At 65.3% G+C, this 26,898-nt stretch carries 21 protein-coding genes; 17 read left to right on the top strand and 4 right to left on the bottom strand.

Annotated features, from left to right (window positions below; translation table 11 throughout):
* Positions 1-27: 27 nt before the first annotated feature.
* Positions 28-363: a cupin domain-containing protein gene (locus tag WJU27_RS04165; RefSeq protein ID WP_341421211.1), complete on the bottom strand. Its 336-nt coding sequence runs from the start codon at positions 361-363 to the stop codon at positions 28-30.
* 261 nt (positions 364-624) lie between these two features.
* Entirely contained in the window at positions 625-1,164 is a 540-nt protein-coding gene (locus tag WJU27_RS04170; protein ID WP_341421212.1) for a CHRD domain-containing protein, read from the bottom strand.
* Positions 1,165-1,497: 333 nt separating this feature from the next.
* Between WJU27_RS04170 and WJU27_RS04175 the strand changes: the two genes are divergently transcribed.
* The 16 genes from WJU27_RS04175 (at position 1,498) to WJU27_RS04250 (ending at position 23,768) form a co-directional block, all read left to right on the top strand.
* Positions 1,498-2,196 carry a CoA transferase subunit A gene (locus WJU27_RS04175; protein WP_019918094.1) on the top strand — a complete coding sequence of 233 codons (699 nt, stop codon included), beginning with the start codon at positions 1,498-1,500 and terminating at the stop codon, positions 2,194-2,196.
* Between the two features lies 1 nt (position 2,197).
* The gene (locus WJU27_RS04180; RefSeq protein ID WP_304027014.1) at positions 2,198-2,845 is read left to right on the top strand and encodes a 3-oxoacid CoA-transferase subunit B; all 648 of its coding nucleotides are present in this window, start codon (positions 2,198-2,200) and stop codon (positions 2,843-2,845) included.
* Entirely contained in the window at positions 2,839-3,279 is a 441-nt protein-coding gene (locus WJU27_RS04185; RefSeq protein ID WP_341421213.1) for a hypothetical protein, read from the top strand. Before WJU27_RS04180 ends, WJU27_RS04185 begins: the two co-directional genes overlap by 7 nt.
* Entirely contained in the window at positions 3,276-3,872 is a 597-nt protein-coding gene (locus tag WJU27_RS04190) for a peroxiredoxin (RefSeq protein ID WP_019918097.1), read from the top strand. Before WJU27_RS04185 ends, WJU27_RS04190 begins: the two co-directional genes overlap by 4 nt.
* 23 nt (positions 3,873-3,895) lie before the next feature.
* Positions 3,896-4,525, top strand: coding sequence for a glutathione S-transferase family protein (locus WJU27_RS04195; RefSeq protein ID WP_024300415.1), 630 nt, complete (start codon positions 3,896-3,898; stop codon positions 4,523-4,525).
* Positions 4,526-4,634: 109 nt separating this feature from the next.
* Complete coding sequence (locus WJU27_RS04200; RefSeq protein WP_341421214.1) at positions 4,635-5,261, top strand: glutathione S-transferase family protein; 627 nt, start codon at positions 4,635-4,637, stop codon at positions 5,259-5,261.
* Between the two features lie 966 nt (positions 5,262-6,227).
* Positions 6,228-8,375 (top strand): hydantoinase/oxoprolinase family protein, encoded by a 2,148-nt coding sequence (locus tag WJU27_RS04205; RefSeq protein WP_341421215.1) that lies wholly within the window; start codon positions 6,228-6,230, stop codon positions 8,373-8,375.
* Between the two features lie 83 nt (positions 8,376-8,458).
* Complete coding sequence (locus WJU27_RS04210; protein ID WP_341421216.1) at positions 8,459-10,783, top strand: hydantoinase B/oxoprolinase family protein; 2,325 nt, start codon at positions 8,459-8,461, stop codon at positions 10,781-10,783.
* Between the two features lie 38 nt (positions 10,784-10,821).
* On the top strand, positions 10,822-11,325 hold the full coding sequence (locus tag WJU27_RS04215; protein WP_019918104.1) for an acetone carboxylase subunit gamma: 504 nt from the start codon (positions 10,822-10,824) through the stop codon (positions 11,323-11,325).
* 236 nt (positions 11,326-11,561) lie between these two features.
* Positions 11,562-12,572, top strand: a complete 1,011-nt coding sequence (locus WJU27_RS04220; RefSeq protein ID WP_341421217.1) for a WD40/YVTN/BNR-like repeat-containing protein — start codon at positions 11,562-11,564, stop codon at positions 12,570-12,572.
* Positions 12,573-12,593: 21 nt separating this feature from the next.
* Entirely contained in the window at positions 12,594-14,972 is a 2,379-nt protein-coding gene (locus WJU27_RS04225) for an efflux RND transporter permease subunit (protein ID WP_341421218.1), read from the top strand.
* Positions 14,973-15,063: 91 nt separating this feature from the next.
* Positions 15,064-16,644, top strand: a complete 1,581-nt coding sequence (locus WJU27_RS04230; protein WP_232416026.1) for a DUF1302 family protein — start codon at positions 15,064-15,066, stop codon at positions 16,642-16,644.
* 17 nt (positions 16,645-16,661) lie between these two features.
* On the top strand, positions 16,662-17,987 hold the full coding sequence (locus tag WJU27_RS04235; protein WP_296811760.1) for a DUF1329 domain-containing protein: 1,326 nt from the start codon (positions 16,662-16,664) through the stop codon (positions 17,985-17,987).
* A 131-nt stretch (positions 17,988-18,118) separates the two neighbouring features.
* Positions 18,119-20,080: an AMP-binding protein gene (locus tag WJU27_RS04240; protein WP_341421220.1), complete on the top strand. Its 1,962-nt coding sequence runs from the start codon at positions 18,119-18,121 to the stop codon at positions 20,078-20,080.
* Positions 20,081-20,293: 213 nt separating this feature from the next.
* Positions 20,294-21,496: an acetyl-CoA C-acyltransferase gene (locus WJU27_RS04245; RefSeq protein ID WP_341421221.1), complete on the top strand. Its 1,203-nt coding sequence runs from the start codon at positions 20,294-20,296 to the stop codon at positions 21,494-21,496.
* A 226-nt stretch (positions 21,497-21,722) separates the two neighbouring features.
* Positions 21,723-23,768 (top strand): sigma-54-dependent Fis family transcriptional regulator, encoded by a 2,046-nt coding sequence (locus WJU27_RS04250; RefSeq protein WP_020164840.1) that lies wholly within the window; start codon positions 21,723-21,725, stop codon positions 23,766-23,768.
* Positions 23,769-23,895: 127 nt separating this feature from the next.
* Here the strand turns inward: WJU27_RS04250 and WJU27_RS04255 are convergent, their stop codons facing one another.
* Both WJU27_RS04255 and WJU27_RS04260 read right to left on the bottom strand, forming a co-directional pair.
* Positions 23,896-24,603: an anti-sigma factor gene (locus WJU27_RS04255; protein ID WP_341421223.1), complete on the bottom strand. Its 708-nt coding sequence runs from the start codon at positions 24,601-24,603 to the stop codon at positions 23,896-23,898.
* Positions 24,600-25,163, bottom strand: coding sequence for a sigma-70 family RNA polymerase sigma factor (locus WJU27_RS04260; RefSeq protein WP_020164838.1), 564 nt, complete (start codon positions 25,161-25,163; stop codon positions 24,600-24,602). Before WJU27_RS04260 ends, WJU27_RS04255 begins: the two co-directional genes overlap by 4 nt.
* Positions 25,164-25,573: 410 nt before the next feature.
* Here WJU27_RS04260 and WJU27_RS04265 point away from each other — a divergent pair, with 410 nt between their 5' ends.
* Positions 25,574-26,887, top strand: coding sequence for a DEAD/DEAH box helicase (locus tag WJU27_RS04265; protein ID WP_019918114.1), 1,314 nt, complete (start codon positions 25,574-25,576; stop codon positions 26,885-26,887).
* The last annotated feature ends 11 nt before the right edge of the window (positions 26,888-26,898 follow it).

Below are 26,898 nucleotides of genomic sequence, written 5' to 3' on the forward strand. Positions count from 1 at the left end.
CTCCCACAGGAGATGCGCCTGCGCGAGTCAGACCGCGACGAAATCCAGTGTTTTCGACAGCATGAACATGACGGTGCAGCCGGTGTCCGTCTCGTGCGGTCCGTGCACGGTGCCAGCCGGTGCGGCGAACACGGCGCCCGGACCGTAGCGGCGGCCGTTCTCGATGAACTCGCCTTCGAGCACATAGGCGACCTCGTCGGCCTCGGTGTGCAGATGGTTCTGCACCGCCGATCCGGGGTCGAAGCGGTAGACGACGACTGAAGCGCCTTCGGCTGGGTTGCCGTCGAGCACCTTGTAATGCACGCCCTCGATGCCGCTGGCCTGCCAGCTCAGATCGTCGGCGTGGAACTGGGTGGTGTACATGCGGGGCTCCGGAATGGCCGGGTCGGCTTGACCCGCACGACGTTGCGCACGGACCATGCCACCCGCCTCGTCTGCCACACCCGCGCGACACGCCCCCGCACGATGGCGTCGACACGCCGTTTGCCGCCTATCGACGCCATCCGGACATACCTCCGAACGCCGCGGTCGGTCGTTCCACAGACTGAAAGTCGAACCGCCCACCGGCGGGCGGACGAATTCCGGACTGTGGCGATCGCTCGCTGACGATGGCCAGCCGTCTGTTCAGACGCGCCGGCGTGCGATCAGCCCGACCAGACCCAGGCCCGCGGCCAGCATGGCCCAGGTGCCGGGCTCCGGTACCGCCGTCACCTGCAACAACTGGCCGCGGATCTCGCCGCCGGGAAAGACCGCGTTATGGATGTTCACGTAATAGCCCCCCGCCAGCAGATCGGTCAGATCGAGCGCGCCCGGGCCGCTCTGGGTGAATGCGGCGGCTGTCCAGCTGCCGTCGCCCTGCATCGCCTGCAGGATGTCGTCAGCGAAATCGAATACCACTGGTCCGTTGCTGCCGGCCGGACCCTCGTGAATATGGGCGCCGGTCACCGAGGCGGCCAGGCCGCCGGCGCCGAAGATGAGCTGGGTGATGCTGTTCGTGCTGTCGTCGAACGTGAGATAGGCGCTGCCGGACGCCGTGGAGGCATTTGCCGGCACCTGGTTCGCGCCCGACAGGTTGGCGACGAACTGGAAAGTGGCGGCCTGTGCGGACGAGGTGGCCAAGGCGAGGGCGGCAATGACGACTTTGCAGGCTTTCAGACGGGTCATGACGAAATCTCCATAACGGTTGTCGGGAATGTTCCGGCCGGACACGGCATGCATCCTGGGCGGTACCTCTCGTGCTACACGGCAGGTGCCATTCCGGATGCAGGCATCGCCTGAAAGTCGAACCGCCCGGTCGGCGGGCTGCGGCCGATTTTCGGACTTCCCGTCTGGTGCGCTGCAGCGTTTCCCCGTGAGCAGGCACTTCACCTCCTTCCGGACTGGCGTTCCCGTCCATGTTGCGTTGCACACGATGCGCGCCGGCACAGGCTTTGCTGAATCTCCTTGGGACAACTCGCGGCGACGTCGCGAAACACCGATGCAACAAGGAGGAGGCAGATGAAAAAGCTCTACCCGGACGCGAAGAGCGCGCTCAAGGGTTTGCTCAAGGACGGACAGACGCTGGCAGTCGGCGGCTTCGGGCTGTGCGGCATACCCGAGCAGCTGATCGACGCGGTGGCCGATAGCGGCACGCATGACCTCACGGTGATCAGCAACAACGCCGGGGTCGATGGCATCGGCCTCGGCAAGCTGCTGGCCAATCGCCAGGTGCGCCGGATGATCGCGTCCTACGTCGGCGAGAACGAGGAATTCGAGCGCCAGCTGCTGTCGGGCGAACTGGAGGTCGAACTGACGCCGCAGGGCACGCTGGCCGAGAAGCTGCGCGCCGGCGGCGCCGGCATCCCCGCCTTCTACACGCGTACCGGCGTCGGCACGCCGGTCGCCGACGGCAAGGAAACGCGCGACTTCGGCGGCCACCGCTATCTGCTCGAGCACGCACTGCTGGCCGACGTCGCGCTGGTCAAGGCGTGGAAGGCGGACGGCGCGGGCAACCTGGTCTTCCGCAAGACCGCGCGCAACTTCAATCCGATGATCGCCACCGCCGGACGCACGACGATTGCCGAGGTCGAGGAAATCGTGCCGACCGGTCAGCTCGACCCGGACCAGATCCACACGCCGGGCATTTTCGTGCAGCGCGTGATCGTCAATCGCACCCCTTCGAAGCACATCGAAAAACGTACGACGAGGACTGCCTGACATGGCCTGGACACGAGACGACATGGCGCGCCGCGCGGCGCGCGAACTGCGCGACGGCTACTACGTGAACCTCGGCATCGGCATGCCGACGCTGGTGGCCAACCACATTCCCGAGGGCATGGACGTGTGGCTGCAGTCGGAAAACGGCCTGCTCGGCATCGGCCCCTTTCCGACCGAGGACGAGGTCGACGCCGACCTGATCAACGCCGGCAAGCAAACGGTGAGCACGCTGCCCGGCAGCAGCTTCTTCAGCAGCGCCGACTCGTTCGCGATGATCCGCGGTGGTCACATCGACCTCGCCATCCTCGGCGCGATGCAGGTGAGCGAGCGCGGCGACCTGGCGAACTGGATGATTCCGGGCAAGCTGGTCAAGGGCATGGGCGGCGCGATGGATCTGGTGGCCGGTGTGCGTCGTGTCATCGTCATGATGGAGCACTGCAGCCGCAGCGGCGAACACAAGATACTGAAGCAGTGCGACCTGCCGCTGACCGGGGTCGGCGTGGTGAGCCTCATCATCACCGACCTGTGCGTGCTGGCGGTGACGCCGGACGGTCTGGAGCTGCGCGAACTGGCGCCCGGCGTGAGTATCGACGAGGTGCTCGAAAAGACCGGTGCGCCGGTGCTCACTGCACCGGTGGTGCTGTGCTGACGCCGGGCGGTGCGGCGCCTGGCGCCGCCGCGCGTCGCAGCGCGCGCGCCGACGTGATCACGCTGCAGCAGCTGGTGCAGGGCTACGGCATTCCGCTGGCCCGGATTTCCGCCTTCGAGGAGCTCGGCATCATCGATGCGGCCGGTGCCGACCGCTACAGCTGCGACGACGACGACCGACTCATCATCGCCGCGGCCGCCGTGCAGCTCGGCTTCACGCTGCGCGAACTGCGCGAGCTGATGGACCTGTACGACGAAGCGTCGCCGGCGCGCCGCGCATTGCCCAACTTCATGAAGCTGCTCGCCAGCTACCAGCGCCTGATGGCCTGGCGCCAGCCCGAGGGCTACGACCCGCCGCCGGCAGGGCGTCAGCGCAAGCCTTTCCGTGCCCGGCATTTCCGCCCGGAAATCGTCTCTTCAAAGGAATCGACATGAGCATCCTGGTTGGCCAGACGGCGCCGGACTTCACCGAGAACGCGGTATGGGGCGACAACGAGTTCCGCCCCTACACGCTGTCGGACGGTCGCGGGCGCTACACCGTGCTGTTCTTCTATCCGCTGGACTTCACCTTCGTCTGTCCGTCGGAACTGATCGCCTTCGAGCGGCGCATGCCCGAGTTCGCCCGCCGCAACGTCGATGTCGTCGGCTGTTCCATCGACTCGGCCTACACCCACCTGGCATGGAAGAAGACCTCGTATGCCGAGGGGGGCGTCGGTCCGCTCAGCTATCCGCTGATCTCCGACATGACGCATGCGGTGTCGCGTGCCTACGGCGTCGAGGGCCCGATGGGCATCTCGCTGCGCGGCACCTTCCTGATCGATCGTTCCGGCGTGGTGCAGCACCAGATCGTGAACAACCTCGCGCTGGGCCGCGACATCGACGAGTTGCTGCGCGTGATCGACGCCCTGCAGCACACGGAGCTGCACGGCGAGGTCTGCCCCGCCGGATGGCAGAAGGGCAAGGCCGGCATGACGCCGACCGACCGTGGCGTTGCGAGCTACCTCGCCGAACATTCGGACATGCTGTGATGGCACCCTGGGAGAGCGGACACATGAAACTGTACGACTGGCACGCAGCCCCGAACCCGAAGCGGGTTCGCATGTTTCTCGTCGAGAAGGACCTGGACCTGAACATCGTCGAAGTGTCGGGCGAGAACTTGCGCCTGCGCGCCGACTACATCGAGAAGTTTCCGCAGGCCATGGTGCCCATGCTGGAGCTGCCGGACGGCCGCCAGATCGGCGAGTCGATGGCGATCTGCCGTTACCTCGAAGAACTGCATCCGGCGCCGCCGCTGCTCGGTCGCAACGCCTACGAGCGCGCCATCGTCGACATGTGGGAACGGCGTGCCTTCGACGAAGGCATGATGGCCGCCGGTGAAGTGTTCCGGAATACCGCCGACGCCTTCCGCGACCGCGGCCTGCCGGGCTTCGCATCGCCGGTGGCACAGATTCCCGCCCTGGTCGAACGCGGCCGCGAGCGGCTCGGTCATTTCTTCCGCAAGTTCGACCAGCAGCTCGGCAAGCACCGCTACGTTGCCGGCGAGACCTTCTCGGTGGCCGACTGCACCACCTTCTGCAGCATCGAGTTCGCCGGCTGGTCGGATATCGGCATTCCGGCCGACTGCAGCAACCTGCTGCGCTGGCACAAGGACGTGAGCGCGCGCCCGAGCGCGCGCGCCTGAGGACTGCCGCCATGCGATACCGGATGAGTGGCGACACGCTGCAGGGCAGGGCGGCGCGCGAATCCGGATCGCATCGAGGCCACTGAGCACTGCATCGGGGGATGCGCGAATGATCGACCTTTACTCTGCACCGACACCTGATGGCTGGAAGGTTTCGATTGCGCTCGAAGAGCTGCGCATCCCCTATGCCGTGCACCCGATGGAAGCCTGCAGTGGCGAACGCCTGGCGCCGGAGTTCATGCGCGTCAGCGCCTGCGCCTGTTCGCCCACCATCGTCGATCACGACGCAGCGGGTTTTTCGGTCAGCGATGCCGGCCCGGTTCTGGTCTATCTCGCCGAACGCAGCGGTCAACTGATGCCGAGCGACGCCATCGGTCGCTCGCGTGTGATGCAGTGGCTCATGCTGCCGGTCGATGCCGCCGACGCGGCGAAGACGGGCGACGCGAAGGCCGCACGGGCGGAAATGCTTCGTCTGTTCGCGCTGTTCGATCATCACCTGCGCAGCGCCGACTACCTTGCCGGCACGTTCAGCATTGCGGACATCGCACACTGGGCCTGGATGCGCATGCACGCCTGGTCCGACGTGGATATGCATCGCTTCAACGCGCTGGCGCGCTGGCTTCAGCGCGTCGCGGCGCGCGACGCCACGTCGCGCGGCCTGCGCGCGCTGCCGTCGCCGTCGCTCGAACGGCCGGCCGAGCATGTGTGGAAAGTGAAATCCATCCTGCTGCGTTGAGCGGGCGAGCGACCTTGGCCGCGACGCGCCTGTTGCGGGCCGCCGGCTTCGAGCAAGGTCGCAATCGCGAGCAAGCTCGCTCCCAAAGGCTTCGCTCCAGTAACCGCGCGAGGGCGCTCTGCGGGAAGTAGTCATGATTACCGCCTGGGCTTGAACCAAGCGCCGCGCACTGCCCACCGTCGCTGTCGGGGTCAGAAGACCCCTCCCACAGAAAGCCCGGCTTCGACCGCGTGTCGTGCGCACTTCCTGTGGGAGCGGCCCTGGCTAACGCCGAGACCTGAACCGTGCGCCGCGCACTGCCCACCGTCGCTGTCGGGGTCAGATGACCCCTGCCACAAAAGCCCTGGTTTCCGCCTTGGGTCGCGCGCACTCCCTGTGGGAGCAGCCATGGCTATCGCCGAGGCCTGAACCAAGCGCTGCACCACGTCCCTCGTCGCTGTCGCTGTCGAGGTCAGAACACCCCTCTCACAAGAAGCCGGCTTCGACCGCGTGTCGTGCGCATTTCCTGTGGGAGCGGCCTTGGCCGCGACGCGGCTTCGGCTGGCCGCCGGCTTCTATCAAGGCAGCAATCGCCCGAGCAAATTCGCTCTCCCAGTCGTCCCGCGACGCCGCGTGAGCTGCGGAGTTGGCGCAGCCCGGAAGTTGCTGCAATGCACCATGTCAAAACCGTCCGAAACGACCGTCCGACGCGGGTTTCCGGACTGTCCGATCGCACTACGGTCGCCTCATACGATGCCGTCCGAATTCCATCCGTCCGATGCCCGTCGGCCTGTTGTCCCCCGTTCGGGCGGGAAAGTTAACCGTCGACAAATCAATTGCTTGCGAGATTGCGGCGTGCCGGAATCCGCACTGGCACCGTCCTTGCACTTTGAGCTTCGTTCGATCGCGGCCAGATCGATCAGGAAACACCGGCCCACGGGGGTCGGAGGCGAAGAGCAGTTGGACTATTCAAATGGAGACGTGGAGATGACGATCGATAACTCGTCGGTTCAGGTGCTGGGGATTGATGCAGGCGGCACCATGACCGACACCTTCTTTGTCCGTGCGGACGGCCGCTTCGTGGTCGGCAAGGCACAGAGCAATCCCGGGGACGAATCCCTGGCGATCTACAACTCGTCGGTCGATGCGCTGGCACACTGGGGCCGCGAAGTCGACGACGTGTACCCGGAGCTGGTGACCTGCGTGTACTCCGGTACCGCGATGCTGAACCGCGTGCTGATGCGCAAGGGCCTGGACGTCGGCCTGATCTGCAACCGCGGCTTCGAGCAGGTGCATTCGATGGGCCGCGCACTGCAGAGCTACCTGGGCTACGCGCTGGAAGACCGTATCCACCTGAACACGCACCGCTATGACGAGCCGCTGGTGCCGGTGTCGCGTACCCGTGGCGTGACGGAGCGTACGGACGTGCAGGGCAAGATCGTCATCCCGCTGCGTGAAGCCGAAGTGCGCACTGCCGTGAAGGAACTGGTCGATGCCGGCTCGCAGGCCATCGTCATCTGCTTCCTGCAGTCGCACAAGAATGGCACCAGCGAACAGCGTGCGCGCGACATCGTCAAGGAAGAGCTGAAGAAGCTCGGCGTCGATATTCCGGTCTTTGCCTCGGTGGACTACTACCCGCAGCGCAAGGAAAGCCACCGCATGAACACGACCATTCTCGAAGCCTACGGCGCGGAACCGTCGCGCGAGACGCTGAAGAAGGTGAGCGACCGCTTCAAGAAGCACGGTGGCAAGTTCGACCTGCGCGTGATGGCCACGCACGGCGGCACCATCAGCTGGAAGGCCAAGGAACTGGCCCGCACCATTGTGTCCGGCCCGATCGGCGGCGTGATCGGTTCCAAGCTGCTGGGCGAGGCGCTCGGTGACGAGAACATCGCCTGCTCCGACATCGGCGGCACCTCGTTCGACGTGGCGCTGATCACCAAGGGTTCGTTCGCCATCAAGTCCGATCCGGACATGGCTCGTCTGGTGCTGTCGCTGCCGCTGGTGGCGATGGACTCGGTCGGCGCCGGTGCCGGCTCCTTCGTGCGCCTGGATCCGTACTCGAAGTCGCTGAAGCTGGGCCCGGACAGCGCCGGCTACCGTGTCGGCACCTGCTGGCCGGAGTCCGGTCTGGACACCGTGTCGGTGTCGGACTGCCACGTCGTTCTGGGTTACCTGAACCCGAACAACTTCCTCGGCGGCGCGATCAAGCTCGACGTGCAGCGTGCGCGTGACCACATCAAGGCGCAGATCGCCGACCCGCTGGGCCTGTCGGTGGAGGACGCAGCGGCCGGCGTGATCGAGCTGCTCGACCTGACGCTGTCCGAGTACCTGCGCGCCAACATCAGCGCCAAGGGCTACAACCCGGCGGAGTTCACCTGCTTCTCCTACGGCGGTGCCGGCCCGGTACACACCTACGGCTACACCGAGGGCGTCGGCTTCAAGGACGTCGTCGTACCGGCCTGGGCTGCCGGCTTCTCGGCCTTTGGCTGCGCCTGCGCCGACTTCGAGTATCGCTACGACAAGTCGGTCGACCTCGGTGTCGCCCAGCTGGCCAGCGACGCCGACAAGGCGGCCGCATGCCAGACCCTGCAGGCGGCCTGGACTGAGCTGGCGGGCAAGGTGATCGAGGAGTTCGTGATCAACGGCTTCAAGCCGGAAGACGTGATGCTGATCCCCGGCTACAAGATGCAGTACATGGGTCAGCTGAACGACCTGGAAATCATCTCGCCGGTGTCGACCGCAGCGACCGCGTCCGACTGGGACAAGATCGTCGAAGCGTTCGAGAACACTTACGGCCGCGTCTATGCGAGCTCCGCACGTTCGCCCGAACTGGGCTTTTCGGCCACCGGCGCAATCATGCGCGGCACCGTGGTGACGCAGAAGCCGGTGCTGCCGGAAGACCCGGACTGCGGCCCCACGCCGCCGCCGGAAGCGCGCATCGGTACCCGTCCGTTCTATCGCCACAAGAAGTGGGTCGATGCGGTGATCTGGAAGATGGAAGCGCTGAAGTCGGGCAACCACATCGTCGGCCCGGCCATCATCGAATCCGATGCCACCACCTTCGTCGTGCCGGACGGTTTCGAAACCTTCGTCGACAAGCACCGCCTGTTCCACCTGAAGGAAGTCAAGTAAGCGCCGGTTTCCTGAAGGGCTGTCGGCACCCATCCGGGGCCGGCAGCACAGCGACCCGGAAAAAACTCCAAAGGAGAGACTGAATGAACATGTTGAGCAACAACGAGACCGGCTTTGCCGATCTCCTGAAGAACGGCCAGACGCTGAAGCAGTTCCGCGACGGCATCATCGAACGGACCAAGGCGTCCGGCCACTACAACGGCCTGGAGAAGCTTGAGCTGCGCGACGCCGACCCGATCGGCTACGAAAAGCTGTTCTCCAAGCTGCGCGGCGGCCTGGTGCATGCCCGCGAAACGGCGAAGAAGATTGCCGCCAGCCCGATCGTCGAGCAGGAAGGCGAACTGTGCTTCACGCTGTACAACGCGGTCGGCGACTGCGTGCTCACCTCGACCGGCATCATCATCCACGTCGGCACGATGGGCGCGGCGATCAAGTACATGATCGAGAACAACTGGGAAGCCAACCCCGGCATCAATCCCGGTGACATGTTCACGAACAACGACTGCTCGATCGGCAACGTGCACCCGTGCGACATCGCCACCATCGTCCCGATCTTCTGGGAAGGCCGTCTGATCGGCTGGGTGGGCGGCGTGACGCACGTGATCGATACCGGCGCGGTGACCCCGGGTTCGATGTCGACCGGTCAGGTGCAGCGCTTCGGCGACGGCTACATGATCACCTGCCGCAAGACCGGTGTGAATGACACGCCGCTGCGCGACTGGCTGCACGAGTCGCAGCGTTCGGTGCGTACGCCGAAGTACTGGATTCTCGACGAGAAGACCCGTATCGCCGGTTGCCACATGATCCGCGAACTGGTTGAGGAAGTGATCCGTGCCGACGGCATCGAGGCCTACGAGAAGTTCGCCTACGAAGTCATCGAGGAAGGCCGTCGTGGTCTGATGAATCGCATCAAGGCGATGACGCTGCCGGGCAAGTACCGCAAGGTGTCCTTCGTCGATGTGCCGTACAAGCACGAGGATGTGCAGGTGTCGTCCGCCTTCGCCAAGCTCGACTCGATCATGCACTCGCCGTGCGAAATGACGATCAAGCCGGACGGCAAGTGGCGCCTCGACTTCGAAGGCGCGAGCCGCTGGGGCTGGCATACCTTCAACGCCCACCAGGTGGCTTTCACCTCGGGTATCTGGGTGATGATGTGCCAGACGCTGGTGCCGACGCAGCGCATCAACGACGGTGCCTACTTCGCCACCGAGTTCCACCTGCCCAAGGGCACCTGGTGCAACCCGGATGACCGTCGCACCGGTCACGCCTACGCATGGCACTTCCTGGTGTCCGGCTGGGCGGCGCTGTGGCGCGGTCTGTCGCAGTCCTACTTCAGCCGCGGCTACCTGGAAGAGGTGAACGCCGGCAACGCCAACACCTCGAACTGGCTGCAGGGTGGCGGTATCAACCAGGACGGCGAGATCCACGCGGTGAACAGTTTCGAAGCCTCGTCGTGCGGTACTGGTGCATGCGCCGTCAAGGACGGCCTGAACCACGCCGCCGCCATCTGGAATCCGGAAGGCGACATGGGCGACATCGAAATCTGGGAAATGGCCGAGCCGCTGCTCTACATGGGCCGCAACGTGAAGGCCAACTCCGGCGGCTACGGCAAGTACCGTGGCGGCTGCGGTTTCGAGACGCTGCGCATGGTGTGGAACGCTCAGGACTGGACCATGTTCTTCATGGGCAACGGCTTCATGAACAGTGACTGGGGCATGATGGGTGGTTACCCGGCTGCCACCGGCTACCGCTTCGAAGCGCACAAGACCGGCCTGGAGCGTCGCATCGCCAACGGCGAAAGCCTGCCGCTGGGTGGCGACATCGATCCGAGCTCGCCGACCTACGAGCACAACATCGATGCCACCGCACGGATCAAGCGCGACAAGCAGTGCATGACCACGGAAGACTGCTACGACAACCACGATCTGTACCTGAACTACCTGCGTGGCGGCCCCGGCTTCGGCGACCCGATCGACCGCGAGCCGAAGGCGATCGAGAAGGATCTGAACGAGAAGTTCCTGCTGCCCGAGTACGCCCAGAAGGTGTACGGCGCCGTCTTCACCCAGAACGCCAAGGGTGCGTATGTCATCGACGTAGCCAAGACCCAGGCCCGTCGCGCAGAGATGCGCAAGGAACGTCTGGCCCGTGCGGTGCCGGTGCGCGAATGGATGAAGGAAGAGCGCGAACGCATCATCAACAAGCACGCGTCGCAGGCCGTCCAGCACATGTTCGCCACCAGCTTCGCGCTGTCCGAGAAGTTCACCAAGCACTTCAAGGACTTCTGGAGCCTGCCGGCCGAATGGCAACTGCTGGAGACCGAACTGGGCGTTCCGTCCTACGGTTCCAAGCACCGCATGGACCTGTCGCTGATGCCTGACGTCACCACCGTCGTCCAGGTCGAAGAGTGACCTCCAACAGACCGATCACGCGAATCAAGGAGCAATAAATGTCGACTTACACCAACGAGCAGGTCGCTCACCTGGCCGAGGGCACGCTGGACTGGGAGACCACCTTCCGCATGCTGTCGATGCCGAAGGACAACAGCCGCTTCAAGCAGTACGTCGAGGCGCTGCAGAAGAAGGTGACCTTCAAGGACAAGATCGTGCTGCCGCTGGCTCCGCACATGTACATCGTGCAGACCGCGAAGAAGCAGTGGGTCATCAAGTGCGATTGCGGTCACGAGTTCTGCGACTACACCGACAACTGGAAGATGCACGCGCACATCTACGTGCGCGACACGGAAGAGGCGATGACCGAGGTCTATCCGAAGCTGATGGCGCCGGATACCAACTGGCAGGTGTACCGCGAGTACTACTGCCCGACCTGCGGCACGCTGCACGACGTCGAGGCACCGACCCCGTGGTACCCGGTGATCCACGACTTCGAGCCGGACATCGAAGCCTTCTACAAGGAGTGGGTCGGCCTCCCGGTGCCCGAACGGGCGTCGTGATGCAGCACCGGGGCGCCCACAAGGTGCCCCGGTGAAACCGGCCGGGGGAGGCCGGTCGCAGCGACAGCGGCCGGTTCCGGCCGGCCGCCTTCCTCCAAACACCCTGACGCGGAATCGGCAGTACCCGTATGCGGCCTCTGGCGGCTGCAGGGGGCCCCTCACGCCGAAATGTCCGTCCAGGTCATGAAAAGCGTCGTGCGCCCAGCGCACGGAACGGCGCCAGAAGGAGACAGAAGATGCTTCACCAGCTCAAGCGGTTCGGCAGCGGTGCACGTGCCGCGGTCAATGTCGTCACCTCGACGCTTCCCATCGCCATCATCGGTGGTCTGCTGTACGCGGGCTTCTTCGTGAAGGCCGAAGCCGTCATCAACAAGGTCGAGCCCAAGGCAGTCGAGCGGCGCGACAACTTCTTCAGCGTCACCGCACCGAGCGAGCAGATCGCCTGGGCTGCCGGTACCGGCGGCAAGATCGTTCGCAGCGACGACGGCGGAAAGACCTGGCACCGCCAGGTGGCCCCCACCTACGAGAACCTGCAGGGCATCGCCGCCTGGGATGCGCAGCACGCGGTGGTCGCGGGCAATCACGGCGTCATTCTCTACACCGCCGACGGCGGAAGCTCCTGGAAGGCCGGGCAGGTGCCGAAGTCGGACAACCCCAACAAGCTGTTCCGCGTGCACATCTTCGACGGCGTGGCCTGGGCGGTCGGCGAATTCGGTTCGCTGCTGCGCTCGGAAGACAAGGGCGTGACCTGGGCGCGCGCGATGGAAGAAAAGGACCGCGCCTGGAACGACATCTACTTCCGCGGCCAGAACGGCTGGCTGGTCGGCGAATTCGGCACCGTCATGCGCACCACCGACGGCGGCGCGACCTGGACCGAGAACGAACTCGAAAACAAGGTGAGCCTGATGGGCGTCGATTTCCGCGACGACCAGAACGGCGTTGCCGTGGGCCTGACCGGGACTCTGCTGGTGACCAGCGATGGTGGCGCCAGCTGGCGCGAAGTGCCGCGCCTGACCCGCGAACACCTGCTCGACATCGCATGGGACGAGAACCGCTGGGTCGCCGTCGGCGACAAGGGCGTGATGGTCACGTCGGACGCCGCAGCCTCCGAATGGAAGCTCGGTCGCATCTCCGAGGGTGACGTCTCCTGGCGCACGCAGATCGCGCGTGCCGGCAATCGCTACTACGTATCGGGCGCCAATCTGGGCGTGCTCGAGGGCGGCAAGCTGACCATCGTCGGTCGATAAGAAGCGCAGGGGGAGAATGCTGTGAAAAACGAAACTTTCAGCAAGGTCGAACACGCGTTCGCGACGCTGATCCGTCATCGCACCTGGGTGGTGCTGGCGGTGGCGCTGCTGACCGCCGTCATGGGGTATCTCGCGAGCCACGTCGAAGTGAAGACGGTGTTCAGCGACTTGCTGCCGAAGAACCACCCGTACGTCGCGGTGAACCAGCAGTTCAAGTCCACCTTCGGTGGTTCGAACATGGTCAGCATCATGATCGAGGTGAAGGAGGGCGACATCTTCAAGCCCTCGGTGCTGGCCAAGGTGCAGAAGATCACCGTCGGTCTGCAGCAGGTCGACAGTGTCGACACCTACCAGATCATCTCGATCGCATCGAAGAAGATCAAGGAGGTGCGCGCCTCGACCGAGGGCGTCGAGTCGCGGCCCATCATGTGGCCGGAGCTGCCCAAGGGGCCGGCAGAGATGGCGGTGCTGAAGGAGGCGGTGCTCAACAATCCGCTGATCTACGGCCCCTATGTGTCGATGGATCTGAAGGCCACGCTGATCACCGCCGACTTCCTCGACGGTGACATCAATTACAGCAAGGCCTTCGAACAGATCATGGGTCTGGTCAAGGAGGCCGATGGCGACGGCGTGATGGTGCGCGTGGTCGGCGAGCCGGTGCTCTACGGCTGGGTCAATTACTACCTCGACGAAACCATACAGATCTTCTTCGCCGCCATCGCGTCGCTGGTCATCATCCTGATGCTGATCACGCGCACCTGGCACGGCACGGTGCTGCCGCTGCTGGCTGGTGTCATCAGCGCGATCTGGGCACTGGGCGCAGCCAAGCTGATGGGCTTCCACCTCGATCCGCTGGTGATCGTGGTGGCCTTCCTCATTACGGCGCAGGCAATCTCCAACTCAGTACAGCTGATTTCGCGCTACGACGACGAGATCGCGCACGGCGCGACGACGTCGGCCGCGGCCGCGGTGGCGAGCGCGAAGAACCTGTTCAAGCCTTCGATGCTGGCCATCGTCGCCGACGCGGGCTGCGTGCTGGTGGTGGCGCTGACCCCGATTCCGATGCTGGAAAAGATTTCCTACATCGGCACGGTGTGGATCTTCTCGATCTTCGTCAGTGCGCTGATCATGACCCCGGTCATGCTGTCCTTCTTCAAGCCGGGACAGGGGTTCGTGCATCCGCTGAACATCCGCCCGGTGCTCGAAACCATCCTGCGTGCCTGTGCAGGTGTCGTCACCACGCGCCTGCGCTACGTCGTGCTGGCCATCACCGGCGTCGTGTTCGTGGTGTCCGGCTGGTATGCCTTCAACCTGAAGGTGGGTGACGCCAACCCGGGTTCTCCCATCCTGTGGCCGGACTCGTCGTACAACCAGGATGCGTCCGACATCAACCGCCAGTTCCAGGGTTCCGACCGCATGTTCGTCGTGGTCGCCGGCAAGGAGAAGGGCGCGCTGCGCGAGCCCGAAGTGCTGCAGAGCATGGCCAACTTCCAGCGCTACATGGAAGCCCAGCCCGAGGTCGGCGGCAGCATTTCGCTGGCCGACATCCTGCCGCAGGTGCGCCGCGTGCTGCGCGAAGGCAATCCGATGTACGCCGAACTGGGCAACGACGCCGGCGAGAACTCGGAGCTGACCTATATGTTCGTCTCCGGTTCCGATCCGGGCGACATGGACCGCTACGCCGATGCCGACGCGAAGAACGGCGCGGTCACGCTGTTCTTCCGCGACCACCAGGGTGAAACCATCCGTACCGCGGTGGCCCGCGTGCAGGACTACGTGGCGCAGAACCCGATCGAGAAGGCGGACTACCTGCTGGCCGGCGGCCTGGTCGGCGTGCTGGCCGCGGTCAACGAGGTCATCCTCGCCGGCCAGATCGAGGCGATCGCGCTGGCGCTGCTGGTGCTGGTCGTGTGCTGCACGGTGACCTACCGCTCCACGGTGGCCGGGGTGTTCTTCATGATCCCGGTGATGCTGTCCAACACCATCACCTTCAGCTACATGGCATGGCAGGGCATCGGCATGAACATCAACACGCTGCCGGTGGTTGCCCTGGGCATTGGTCTGGGCGTGGATTACACCTTCTACATCGTCGATGGCATCCGCGAGGAACTGCACCACAACCCCAATGTGGAGCGCGCCATCGTCAAGGCGCTGTCCAGCGCCGGCCGCGGCGTGCTGGTGACCGCACTGACGCTGATTACCAGCGTGGGCCTGTGGAGCTTCTCGTCGCTGCGCCTGCAGGCCGACATGGGGCTGCTGATTGCGCTCTGGCTGTTCATCTCCGCCTTCAGCGCGCTCTTCATCATGCCCGCCATCGTCTATGTATTCCGCCCCGCCTTCGTGGTGGGCAGCAAGCAGCGCCCGATCGAGCGCGCCGAAGAACCTGCAGTCGTTGTGTGAGGGCAGCCCGTCGCGCCCGTCGGTGTCAACCGACGGCGACGGGCGTGTGCAGGCGGCTCATGGGTAGTCTCAAACAGGAGGGAGTGGAGACATGAGAAGAAGCAGAACCTTCAGGCGGACCGGCACCGGTCTGGCGGTGGCGGCGGCACTGGCGATGATGGGCATGCCCGTCGCGCAGGGCGCCGAGGAGGCGGCGAAAGAGGGCGGCAACTGGGCGGGTACGGACGATTTCAGTTTCCAGCTGTCGGGTTATGCGCGCGCCTGGGCCTCGTTCAATCTCGAGGATCAACCTGAACTGAGCGCCGTCGGCAAGGACAGCGCGGGCAAGCTGTCGATGTTGCGCGGCTCGGTGCTGCTCGACGCGGACGCGAAGACCGGCCCGGTCAAGTGGAAGGTGATCGGTCGCCTCGACCGCGAGTACAAGACCAACTACCTCGAAGATCTCGAAGACCTGCGTGCCACCAACGGTACGGCCGGAGGCAAGAGCATTACCGAGAACTACAACAACGGTGACATCCGCGAATTCTGGGCGGAGATACCGATCGGCGACCGCATCACGGTCAAGGCCGGTAAGCAGCAGCTGGTGTGGGGTGAGTCGGACTTCTTCCAGGCGATGGACCTGGTTCACGGTTACGACTACAGCTGGCGTCTGTTCTTCGAGGGCGAGAACGAGGAATGGCGCAAGCCGCTGATCATGGTGTCGACCAAGATCCGCATTCCCGAAGCCAAGGGCATGATCGCTGCCTTCGTACGCCCGGGCTGGGACCGCTGCGAGGATATCGGCAACACCTACGATATCCGTGGCGGCCGCTGGTTCTTCCAGCCCTACCGCGGCTTCGACCTGACGCAGGTGACGGACAAGAACTGCGATCACAAGGACGGCGACATGGACGACGTGACCGGCGGTATCCGCTGGTCCGGCGAAGCCTACGGCCTGAACTACTCGATCGCCTACCTGACGACCTTCGCTGCGGATCCGGTGGCCAGTTCGTCATTCCGTCCGCATCAGGGCGTACCGGTGACCGGCGGCGTGTTCGACCTGATCCATCCGAAGATCGACGTGCTCGGCGCGACGGTCAGCGGCTACAGCGAAACGCTGGACGCCGTGATCAGCGCGGAAGTCGCCTTCACCAAGGACCAGCCGTACAACGTCGGGACCGGCGCCTTCAATCCGGGCAATGCCGCCAACCCCGGCATCGGCCTTAACGGCATCAAGAAGAAGGACACGCTGCGGACCATGATCCGCATCGACAAGGACCTGAATCTCGAAGGCATCTTCGGCACCTCACGTCCGTCCTTCTCGTCGGTCCAGCTGTTCAACACCCAGGTGCTGGACTACGACGGCCGTGAGGACCTGGTTCGCCTGTTTGCCTACGGTACGCCGCTGAACGAGCACAGCACCATCCTGACCATGTTTACGACGCTCAACTACAAGAACGACACGATCAACCCCGGCCTGGCCGTGGGCTTCGATCTGTCGAACGGTGGTGGCTTCGCGATCCCGAGCGTGGCGATGACCTTCTCCGACAAGTGGCTGGCGAAGGTCGAAGCGGACATTTTCTGGGACGGCGGCAAGAGCAACAGGACCCAGTTCAGCAATGGTGAATCCCAGCTGTTCGGCTACTTCAGTCGCGCAAGCCAGCTGGTGTTTCGCTTGACCCGGCAGTTCTGATCAAAGGAGGAAGACAGATGTACACGCTCAACACACATATCCCGGCCGGTCGCGCGCGACGCACGGGTGTCGCCGGTGCGCTCGCACTGGTGCTCGGTCTGGCCGCCGGTCAGATCAACGCCAAGGAACTGGAAGCCGGCTTCATCATCGACAAGAGCAACTACGACAGCATCAAGAACGACACCTTCGAGAAGAAGACGATCGCCTCGATGGTGCCGGAGAAGCTGGAGTGGATGATCAAGAACTACAACCTGACCATCAAGCTCGCCAACTCGAAGAAGATCGAGATGGATCCGAAGTACGTCGAGTGGTCGAAGAAGAACGTTGGCACCGTCAAGTTCAATCCGGCGGACCGCACCGTGTCGGGCTGGCAGGCCGGCATGATGTTCCCGCCCGAAACCATCAAGATGGATGACCCGCACGCCGGCGACAAGGTGATCTGGAACCTGCGCGCCGCCACCTACGGCGCCACCATGGACCTGCGCGACATCGCCTGGGCCTTCCTCGATGCGAAGAAGGGCTACGAGCGCGTGCAGGCCTTCCAGTCCCGTCGCTACTACATGGAAGGCCGTCTGGATGGCGGTCCGATCACGGTCGGCGACGGCACCATCGCGCAGAAGACCTACTTCGTCGCCCACTACCCGCAGGACATCCGTGGCCTCGGCACCTTCTCGGTCCGCTACAACCAGGCCGATTCGAAGAAGCCGGACGACTCCTACGCCTACCTGAAGTCGGTGCGCCGCGTACGCCGCCTGTCCGGCGGTGCGTGGATGGATCCGATCGGTGGTACCGACCAGCTGTATGACGACTGGGACATCTGGGACGCCGCGCCCACCAAGTACAAGTCGAACAAGCTGATCGAGAAGCGCTGGGTGCTGGCCATCGCGCATAGCCCGGAAATGAGCGTGGACGTGTCGCAGCCCTACACCGAGCCGCAGAAGCGCTTCCCGCGCATCAACATGAGCGAGGCGCCGTACTTCAACCCGGCCAAGGACATCGGCTGGGAGCCGCGCGAGGTGTACGTGGTCGAGGGCATTCCGCCGGACGAGCATCCGTACAGCAAGAAGGTGGTGTACATGGAAGTGGACTTCCCGCGTCCCTACCTCGGCTATGCGGAAGACCGCAAGGGCGAGTTCTGGAAGATGTTCATCTTCCAGAACCGGCCTGACATCGGCGACGACGGCTACAAGGCGGTCATGCCTGTCATCGGCCACATCATCGACGTCAAGCGCGGCCACGCCACCAACTGGTCGTCAAACATGAAATCCAACCCGAAGGGCGTCAAGGAAACCGACGTATCGCTGAACGTGCTCGAAGAAGTGGCAACGGGCACGGGCAAGTAAGCGCAGTTGAACGCATTGCTGGAACCTCCTCCCGGCATGTTCGCCCGACCCTGTGCAGCGCGGGGTCGGGCTTTTTTCGCCGCGGAAACCGGGTGCGGAGCAGGCCGGCATAAAGAGAACAGGATTCGATCATGAAGGTATTCACGCCATCTGGATACGAGTGGAAGGGCACGCGGCTTGCCCGTTTCATTGAACGTCATGGCTACGGCTCGCTCGATCAGCTGCAGGAGGACGCCGAGCGCGATGCGCCGGTCTTCTGGGACCGCGTCGTGGCCGAGGTGGGGCTCGAATGGAGCACGCCCTACACGCAGACGCTGGACATGAGCGACGGCATCATGTGGCCGCGCTGGTTCGTCGGCGGCCGGCTCGATCTGGTCGACAACATCGTCGGCAAGCACGCGCGCCGCCACCCGGACAAGGTGGCAGTCCGCTGGGAAGGCGACGCCGGCGAAGAGCGACGCATCACCTACGCGGAGCTGGCGCGCGAAGTCGACGGCATGGCAGCGGGGCTGCGTGCGCTCGGCGCAGGCGAGGGCAGCCGCATCGCCATCTATCTGCCCATGGTGCCGGAGGCCGCGGTCATCCTGCTCGCCGCAGCGAAGATCGGCGCCATTTCGGTGCCGATGTTCTCCGGCTACTCGGCCGACTCGGTCGTGCAGCGCGTGCAGGACGCCGCAGCCACCGTGCTGGTGTGCGCCAACGGCTACTTCCGCCGCGGCAAGCCGGTGCGCATGCTGGCCGACGCGCTGGCCGCGGCAGATGCCTGCGAATCGGTGCAGCACGTGGTGGTGGTCGACCGCCTGGGCAACGGACCTTACGCCGGCAGCGAGCATGGCGGCCACTACGATCTGTGCGACTACGCGACGCTCGCGGCCACCCCGGCAGATCCGTCCGCGGCCGAGTCCTTCGGTGCGTCCGACCCGCTGATGCTGGTGTACACCTCGGGTACCACCGGCAAGCCCAAGGGTGTGGTGCACACGCACGGCGGCTTCCCGCTCAAGGCGGCGCAGGACATGGTGATGGCCTTCGATCTGCGCGAGGACGACACCCTGATGTGGGTGACCGACATGGGCTGGCTGATGGGGCCGTGGATGGTGTTTGGCGCGCTGTTGCTGGGCGCCACGATCGTGCTGTGTGAAGGTACGCCCGACTACCCGGACGCCGGCCGGCTGTGGCGCATCGTGCAGCGGCACGGCGTCACCCACCTCGGCCTGTCGCCGACGCTGGTGCGCCTGCTGATGGGCAGCCGCGACGCCGTGCCGCAGATCGGATCGCTCGACACCGTGCGCGTGTTCGGCTCGACTGGCGAGGCGTGGAACGAGACCCCGTGGCTGTGGCTGTTCGAAACGGTCGGTCAGAGCCGTCGTCCCATCGTCAATTACTCGGGGGGGACCGAGATCGGCGGCGGCATCCTCGCCTGTTTCCCCGGTCTGCCGCAGACCGCCTGCGGCTTCAACGGACCGATCCCCGGCATGGCGGCGGACGTCGTGGACGCCGAAGGCAAGCCGGTGCGCGGCAGCGTCGGCGAACTGGTGCTGCGCCAGCCGTGGCCCGGCATGACGCACGGCTTCTGGAACGACCCCGAACGCTACGAGGACACCTACTGGTCGGCGCTGCCCGGACTGTGGGTACATGGCGACTGGGCCAGCATAGACAGCGACGGCTACTGGTTCGTGCACGGCCGCAGCGACGACACCATCAAGGTGGCCGGCAAGCGGCTCGGTCCGACCGAGTTCGAATCGGCGCTGGTGTCGCACCCGCTGGTGGCCGAGGCGGTGGCGGTCGGTGTGCCCGATCCGATCAAGGGCGAGGCGGTGGTGTGCTTCGTCACCTTGCACGACAAGCGCAGCGGGCAGGAGGGCTGGAGCGTGTGGGAAACCGAGCTTTCGGACCACGTCGCACGACTGCTCGGCAAGCCCTTGCGCCCGGCCCGCATCCACGCGCTGACGCAGATCCCGAAGACGCGCAACGGCAAGATCCTGCGCCGCGTCGTGCGCAACGCCTACATCGGCCGGCCGATGGGCGACCTGTCGTCGATGGAGAACCCGCGTTCGATCGACGAAGTGATCGGACTGCGCGCCGCCCGCGTCTGAAGGTCGGACGATCGGACGTCCGAAAGCCGGACGGTTGCAGTATGAGCCGTACAGCTTTCGGACGCACTGTGTCGTCGATTCTCAAGAAATCGGGGCAGGTGGTTGAAAAACCGATGTTTTTTCATTCATCGAAACTGGCCCGCTAATTGCAATTACGTGACACGCGGACGCGCAGCGGCCCGACGGTTGCCGCCTTCCGCGAAGGAGCATCGAGTGAACCAAGTGTCAGATCCCGTAGTCGTCGTGTCGGTCAGCCGCACTCCGCTGGGCGGATTTCTCGGCAACCTTTCGGCGCTGACCGCGCCCCAGCTCGGCGCAAGGGCAATCGCCGCCGCCGTGCAGCGTGCTGGCATCAGTGCCCACGACGTCGAGGAAGCCTATATGGGCTGCGTGCTGCCGGCCGGCATCGGGCAGGCACCGGCCCGCCAGGCGGCACTCCGCGGCGGCCTGCCGGAATCGACTGCCTGCACGACCGTGAGCAAGGTATGCGGCTCCGGCATGAAGGCCGTCATGCTGGCGCACGACGCGCTGCTCGCAGGCTCGGCCGGCATCGTCGTCGCCGGCGGCATGGAATCGATGAGCAACGCCCCCTATCTGCTGGCCCGTGCCCGGGCCGGCTACCGACTCGGTCACGACCGCGTGATCGATCACATGTTTCTCGACGGGCTGGAAGACGCCTACGACGAGCGCGGCACGCTGATGGGCGTTTTCGCCGAGCGCTGCGCCGAGGAATACGGCTTCAGCCGCGCCGATCAGGACGCCTGGGCGCTGCGCTCGCTGAACCGCTCGCTGGAAGCCGACAAGTGCGGCGCCTTCGACTGGGAGATCGCGCCGGTCGAGGTGATCGGTCGCGGCGACTCACGCGCCAGCGTGGTGCGCGACGAGCAGCCGCAGACGGCGAAGCCGGAAAAGATTCCGTCACTGAAGCCTGCCTTCCGCAAGGACGGCACGGTCACCGCCGCCAATTCGAGTTCGATTTCCGACGGCGCTGCGGCGCTGGTGCTGATGCGTGCATCCACCGCCCGGTCGCGCGGCCTGACGCCGCTGGCCACCATCGCCGCCCATGCGGGCCACGCCGGCGCACCGGCGCGCTTTCCGATGGCACCCGTCGATTCGATCCGCAAGGTGCTGGAACGCGCCGGCTGGTCGAAAGCCGATGTCGACCTCTACGAAATCAACGAAGCCTTCGCCGTCGTGACGCTGGCCGCGATCCGTGACCTCGGCCTCGATCCGGATACGGTGAACGTCCATGGCGGCGCCTGCGCGCTCGGCCACCCGATCGGCGCCACCGGCGCGCGGCTGCTGGTCACGCTGATCGGTGCGCTGCGGCGCGGCGGAGGTCGGCGCGGCATTGCCAGCCTGTGCATCGGTGGCGGCGAAGCCACTGCGATCGCGCTGGAGTTGTACGAGAATTGAGCTAACCTGATCTGATTGGCCGGGTGGCGCCCGGCCTGCGCCTTGAAGATTCACCCGGCGGCTGACATTCCGCGGCTGCCGGTGCAACATGGTTTTCAAACAAGCCTGCGAGACGATGCGCCTCGAAGCGGATCGCTACGCCGGTATCGGAGGAGTCGGGTGCTGCATGCATCACGTCCGTGGTGCCCCGCAGCCTGTCTACCTCCACTACAAACAGGAGGTGGCCATGGAATTGCGGGACGACGATCAAAGCCAGATGTTTTCGCGCCCGGAGCGAGACCGGGATGTGATGAACCACTGGGAGCGGCTGCTCAACGGCGAGGAATGCAGTTCCGATGCCCTGCGCCGCCTGATTGACGACTCGTGGCGCCGCTGCCTCAACGCCCACGTCGACCCCAGCAAGTACCAGGCGCCGCCGCCACTGAGCGAGAACTCGCTCTACTCGCTGCAGCAGAAGCACGGGGACCTGCTCACCGCCAGCACGCCGGTGATGGCGATGGCGCGCGACTTCCTCGCCGAAACCGGAACCATCATGGTGCTGACCGACCACAGCGGCACCATACTCAGCCTCGAAGGCGACCCGGCCACGCGCGACGAAGGCGCGATGATGAACATGATGCCGGGGGCGAGCTGGAGCGAAACGGCCTGCGGCACCAACGCGATCGGCACTGCCATCGCGGTGCGCCATCCGGTGCAGATCCATTCCGCCGAACACTACTGCGCCGGCATCAAGCGCTGGACCTGTTCGTCCACCGTCATCCTCGATCCCTACGACAACAGTGTTCTGGGCGCGATCGACGTATCCGGCCTGCAGCAGACCTACAACAAGCACAGCCTGGCGCTGGTGGTGGCCACCGCGAGCAAGATCGAAGGCCGTCTGGCCAAGCACGAGATGGGCATCCGCTTCCGCCTGCTCGAGCGCTGCATGCACCGGCTCACGCACTCGACCTCGGACGGCGTCATCGTGTTCGACCGCCGCGGCAATCCGGTCAAGGCGAATGAGCGCGCCGAACAGGCGCTGAACCAGCTGTCCGAAGGCCGCATCGGTTCGCGCAAGTTGGACATCGCATCGCTCACACTTGGCCATGCGACCGATGACGGTCTGCCGGCCGGCCTGCAGGGCTGGATTGCGCCGGAATGGCTGGAACCGGTTCTGGACAACGGGCAGCGCATCGGCACGCTGCTCACGATTCCGATCTTCAAGCCGCGTTCGGTGCAGGGCACTGCTATGCCGGTCGGCGCTACCAGCGCAGCACACGAGCCAAGCAAGCTCGACTGCGTGGTCGGCAAGGACCCGGTGCTGATGGAAGCGGTCGAGCGCGCCCGTCACCTGTCGCGTTCCAACGTACCGGTGCTGCTGCTCGGCGAGACCGGAGTCGGCAAGGAAGTGTTCGCCAAGGGCATCCATGACTGCGGCAGCGCGAAGGCCGCGCCCTTTGTCGCGGTGAATTGCGGCGGTCTGTCGCGAGAACTGCTGGCGACCGAACTGTTCGGCTACGCCGAAGGCTCATTCACCGGTGCGCGTCGCGGCGGCATGATGGGCAAGATCGAGGCGGCCAACGGCGGCACGTTGTTCCTCGACGAACTGGGCGAAATGCCGCTCGACATGCAGCCGCATCTGCTGCGCGTGCTGGAGGAGGGCGAAATCTACCGCCTCGGCGAGAACACGCCGCGCAAGGTGAAATTCCGGCTGATCGCGGCGACCAACCGCGACCTGCGCAAGGAAGTTACCGATGGCCGCTTCCGCATGGACCTCTACTACCGGGTTGCGGTGACCAGCGTACGCATCCCGCCGCTGCGCGAGCGGCTGGGCGACATCCCGGTGCTGTCGCGCGCGCTGATGGAAAAGCTGGCGGCGCATCACGGCGTGCCGGTGCCGCAGCTCAGCGCATCCGAAATCAGCGAGCTGTCTTCCTACTCGTGGCCGGGCAATGTGCGCGAACTGCGCAACATTCTCGAATCGATGCTGCTCACCGGCGAGCGTCCCCGTTCGCTGATGACACCCGAAGCGCCGCGCGGCATCCAGCTGTTCGATGCGCCGCTGGCCACCGATCACGGCATGGTCTTCGGCGGCGAAACGCGCGAGAACCGCCGGCTCGAAGAAGCCGAGCGCGACGCCATCCTCGGTGCCATCGACGGCAGCCACGGCAATATGGCACTGGCTGCGCGCTCGCTCGGCATCGCCAAGAGCACGCTCTACCTCAAGCTGAAGAAATTCGGCCTCGATGCCCTGGTCGAGCGCGCGCGCGAGGTGCACGCCAAGGGGCACTGAGTCCGTCGCTGGCGGCAACGCCAGCTCTCCGCGTCCTGTCGCTCAGGGTGCGGCGCCGGGCGCTCCACGCCCGGTCCTTCGAGGCCCGCCGCCGCGGTCCTGCGGGGCGGGTCTGTTTCCTGGTACCTCACATCACCTTCACCGCGCGCCCGATGTACAGGATGGGGCCGGTCGGGCGACCGATCGGCGAGCCGTACTCGGGTTCAAGCGTGATTTCGAACAGCTGATTGGGCTCAAGCGGCGGCAGTTCCTTCATCTGCACGTCGAGCGGGCGGCCCGGCTGCACCAGGCCCAGCGAGACCGGACCCTTCCATTTGTCGCCCTTGGTCCAGAACTGCAGCGCCTTGGCCTGCGGCACCTCGGTCATGCCAAGCGGGATGAGCTTGAGCGACTCTTCGGTGCTGGCCTGCACCACCCAGCCCGGCGCCTTGTCGTCCGGCGCTACCAGCACCACCATGAACTTGGGTTCGCCGGCCTGCTGCGTGCCGGGCAGACCGACGACGGCGAGCAGCATCGCGGCAGCGAAACCGGTGACGGCCAGCGAGCGCCAGAAAGCGAGGCTGTCCCAAAGCCGGCTGACGAGCGAGGAGGGGGCCGGTGCGGCGCTCGCGCGCGGCGCCGGCCACAGGCTGCGTTCGATGCGCGACCACAGGCCGGGTGGCAGCGGTTCTGGTTCGACCATGCGTGTCAGCGGCAGAAGCCGCTCCTCCCAGTCGGCGACGCGAGCCCGCAAGGCCGCGTCGTTCTCCATGTCGCGCTCGAACTCGTCGCGGCGGGCGGCGTCGAGCAGGCCCAGTACATAGAGGCCGGCGATGTCTTCGGGGGTCTGGATCATGCGAGGCACTCCTTCAGTGCCTGCAGGCCGCGGCGTATCCAGGCTTTGATGGTGCCGAGCGGCGTTGCCAGCCGGTCGGCGATTTCGCTATGGGTGCAGCCCTCGAGGTAGGCGAGCAGGATGCTGGAGCGCTTCGGCGCGTCCAGCCTCCCGAGGCAGTCATAGAGCAGACCGGCTTCCGACGAAAGCAGTACCTGCTGGTACGGGTCGGGCACCTGCCCGCCGGACTCGTGATCGATGTGCTCGGTCAGTGTGTCGTCGGCCGGCACTTCGCGTGCGTGGTCCCGCACGTGGTTCAGTGCGCCGTGGCGCACGATGCTGTAGATCCAGCCACGGGCGCTGCCGCGGCTCGCGTCGAAGCTCGACGCCTTTTCCCAGATGCGCACGAAGGCGTCGTGTACGACGTCTTCCGCGACGTCACGACGGCGCACGATGCGCAGGGCGACCCCCAGCAGGCGGCTGCCCTCGCGCTCGTATATGCGGCGCAGCGCACTGCGCTCGCCGGCGGCGCAGGCGCCGAGCGCCGCCTCGAAATCGAAATCGTCCGTGCTGCTTGTCATGGTTATGCCTTGAACGGGTGGGAAGGTGCCGGACACCGCCGCGGTCAGCCGGCGCCAGCTTCTCACGCATACCCGCGACCCGCCCGCGTGGATGCAGGCGGATGCGATTTTTTTCGATGCACGCGCCGCTGATTGTTGCAATGCGAAAAAGCGCTTGCAAACATACACGTCTGTCTGTAAAGTTCGCGCCTTCGTGCTTTCCGCGTTGGCTCCCGCCGACGCATTCCCGGTTAGGTCCGGCGCTGGCACGATAAAGTTATCGTCCCTGGCCTGTCTTTTTCTCCCGCCTGTTTGGTCAAGCGTGGTTGATCGGTTAGTGCCGATAGAACGTCGGGATTTCGCCCGACCAACCCGCTCCTTCCGCACTGCTTGCTGCAGCGCGGCGGGTGGCCATTGTGTGGAAAAAATACATGGAATTCTCAGAACTCGGTCTTAACGAATCCCTTCTTGGCGCGATCGTCGAGGCCGGTTACCCCAATCCGACTGCCGTGCAGGAAAAGGCTGTGCCCGCTGCGCTGGCTGGTCGTGACCTGATGGTGTCGTCGCAGACCGGCTCGGGCAAGACCGCCGCCTTCATGTGGCCGGCGCTGAACCGCCTGACGCAGGACTCGGCCGTCAAGGCCCGCGGCCCGCGCATCCTGGTGCTGACGCCGACGCGCGAACTGGCCATCCAGGTCACCGACGCCTGCCGCAAGTACGGTCGTGGCCTGCGCTACGCCAAGGCGGTCAGCGTGGTCGGTGGTACCTCCTACGTGATGCAGAACAAGCTGCTGGCACAGCCCTATGAAGTGCTGGTCGCCACGCCGGGCCGCCTGATCGACCAGATGGACAGCGGCCGCATCGACTTCGGCCGTCTGGAAATGCTGGTGCTCGACGAAGCCGACCGCATGCTGGACATGGGCTTCATCGAGGACATCGAAGCCATCGTCGACCGTCTGCCGCAGAGCCGTCAGACCCTGCTGTTCTCGGCCACCTTCGAGCCGCGCGTCTGCCGTCTGGCCGAGCGCCTGACCAAGGACGCACAGCGCATCGAGATCCAGGCAACCGCCGCCCAGCACGAGAACATCGAACAGCGTCTGCTGTTCGCCGACGGCATGGGCCACAAGCAGCGCCTGCTCGACCACCTGCTGCGTGACGAAGGCGTCGAACAAGCCATCGTGTTCACCGCCACCAAGCGCGACGCCGACCAGATCGCCGAGCAGCTCGGTGAGAACGGCTTCCTGGCTGCGGCACTGCATGGTGACATGCACCAGGGCGAACGCAATCGCACGCTGGGCCATCTGCGCCGCGGCGCGCTGCGCGTGCTGGTCGCCACCGACGTTGCCGCCCGCGGCATCGACGTGGCCGGCATCAGTCACGTGATCAACTTCGATCTGCCGAAGTCGGCGGAGGACTATGTGCACCGCATCGGCCGTACCGGTCGTGCCGGCCGCAGCGGCATCGCGGTCAGCCTGGCTTCCGGCGATGACGTGCGTCGCGTCAAGACGATCGAACGCTTCATCCGTCACACCATCCCGGTGCACACCATTCCGGGTCTGGAGCCGCGTGTGCAGCCGCGCACGTCCGCTCCGCGCGGCCCGCGCACCGGCACCGGTCGTCCGGGCAGCTGGGGCAACAAGCCGGGCAATGGCCCGCGTCGTCCGGGTGGCGGTGCGCCGCGCAGCGAAGGCGGCTGGCGTGGCAACAGTTCCGGCCGCAGCGACCGCGCGCGTCGTGCAGACTGATCGCTGACGCA

It is taken from the genome of Methyloversatilis sp. NSM2, from assembly GCF_038066675.1.
GTDB classification, from domain to species: domain Bacteria; phylum Pseudomonadota; class Gammaproteobacteria; order Burkholderiales; family Rhodocyclaceae; genus Methyloversatilis; species Methyloversatilis discipulorum_A.

Coding starts and splice junctions, on each gene's coding strand:
- WJU27_RS04165 (WP_341421211.1), bottom strand. CDS start 363: ATGTACACCACCCAGTTCCACGCCGACGATCTGAGCTGGCAGGCCAGC.
- WJU27_RS04170 (WP_341421212.1), bottom strand. CDS start 1,164: ATGACCCGTCTGAAAGCCTGCAAAGTCGTCATTGCCGCCCTCGCCTTG.
- WJU27_RS04175 (WP_019918094.1), top strand. CDS start 1,498: ATGAAAAAGCTCTACCCGGACGCGAAGAGCGCGCTCAAGGGTTTGCTC.
- WJU27_RS04180 (WP_304027014.1), top strand. CDS start 2,198: ATGGCCTGGACACGAGACGACATGGCGCGCCGCGCGGCGCGCGAACTG.
- WJU27_RS04190 (WP_019918097.1), top strand. CDS start 3,276: ATGAGCATCCTGGTTGGCCAGACGGCGCCGGACTTCACCGAGAACGCG.
- WJU27_RS04195 (WP_024300415.1), top strand. CDS start 3,896: ATGAAACTGTACGACTGGCACGCAGCCCCGAACCCGAAGCGGGTTCGC.
- WJU27_RS04200 (WP_341421214.1), top strand. CDS start 4,635: ATGATCGACCTTTACTCTGCACCGACACCTGATGGCTGGAAGGTTTCG.
- WJU27_RS04205 (WP_341421215.1), top strand. CDS start 6,228: ATGACGATCGATAACTCGTCGGTTCAGGTGCTGGGGATTGATGCAGGC.
- WJU27_RS04210 (WP_341421216.1), top strand. CDS start 8,459: ATGAACATGTTGAGCAACAACGAGACCGGCTTTGCCGATCTCCTGAAG.
- WJU27_RS04215 (WP_019918104.1), top strand. CDS start 10,822: ATGTCGACTTACACCAACGAGCAGGTCGCTCACCTGGCCGAGGGCACG.
- WJU27_RS04220 (WP_341421217.1), top strand. CDS start 11,562: ATGCTTCACCAGCTCAAGCGGTTCGGCAGCGGTGCACGTGCCGCGGTC.
- WJU27_RS04230 (WP_232416026.1), top strand. CDS start 15,064: ATGAGAAGAAGCAGAACCTTCAGGCGGACCGGCACCGGTCTGGCGGTG.
- WJU27_RS04235 (WP_296811760.1), top strand. CDS start 16,662: ATGTACACGCTCAACACACATATCCCGGCCGGTCGCGCGCGACGCACG.
- WJU27_RS04240 (WP_341421220.1), top strand. CDS start 18,119: ATGAAGGTATTCACGCCATCTGGATACGAGTGGAAGGGCACGCGGCTT.
- WJU27_RS04250 (WP_020164840.1), top strand. CDS start 21,723: ATGGAATTGCGGGACGACGATCAAAGCCAGATGTTTTCGCGCCCGGAG.
- WJU27_RS04255 (WP_341421223.1), bottom strand. CDS start 24,603: ATGATCCAGACCCCCGAAGACATCGCCGGCCTCTATGTACTGGGCCTG.
- WJU27_RS04260 (WP_020164838.1), bottom strand. CDS start 25,163: ATGACAAGCAGCACGGACGATTTCGATTTCGAGGCGGCGCTCGGCGCC.
- WJU27_RS04265 (WP_019918114.1), top strand. CDS start 25,574: ATGGAATTCTCAGAACTCGGTCTTAACGAATCCCTTCTTGGCGCGATC.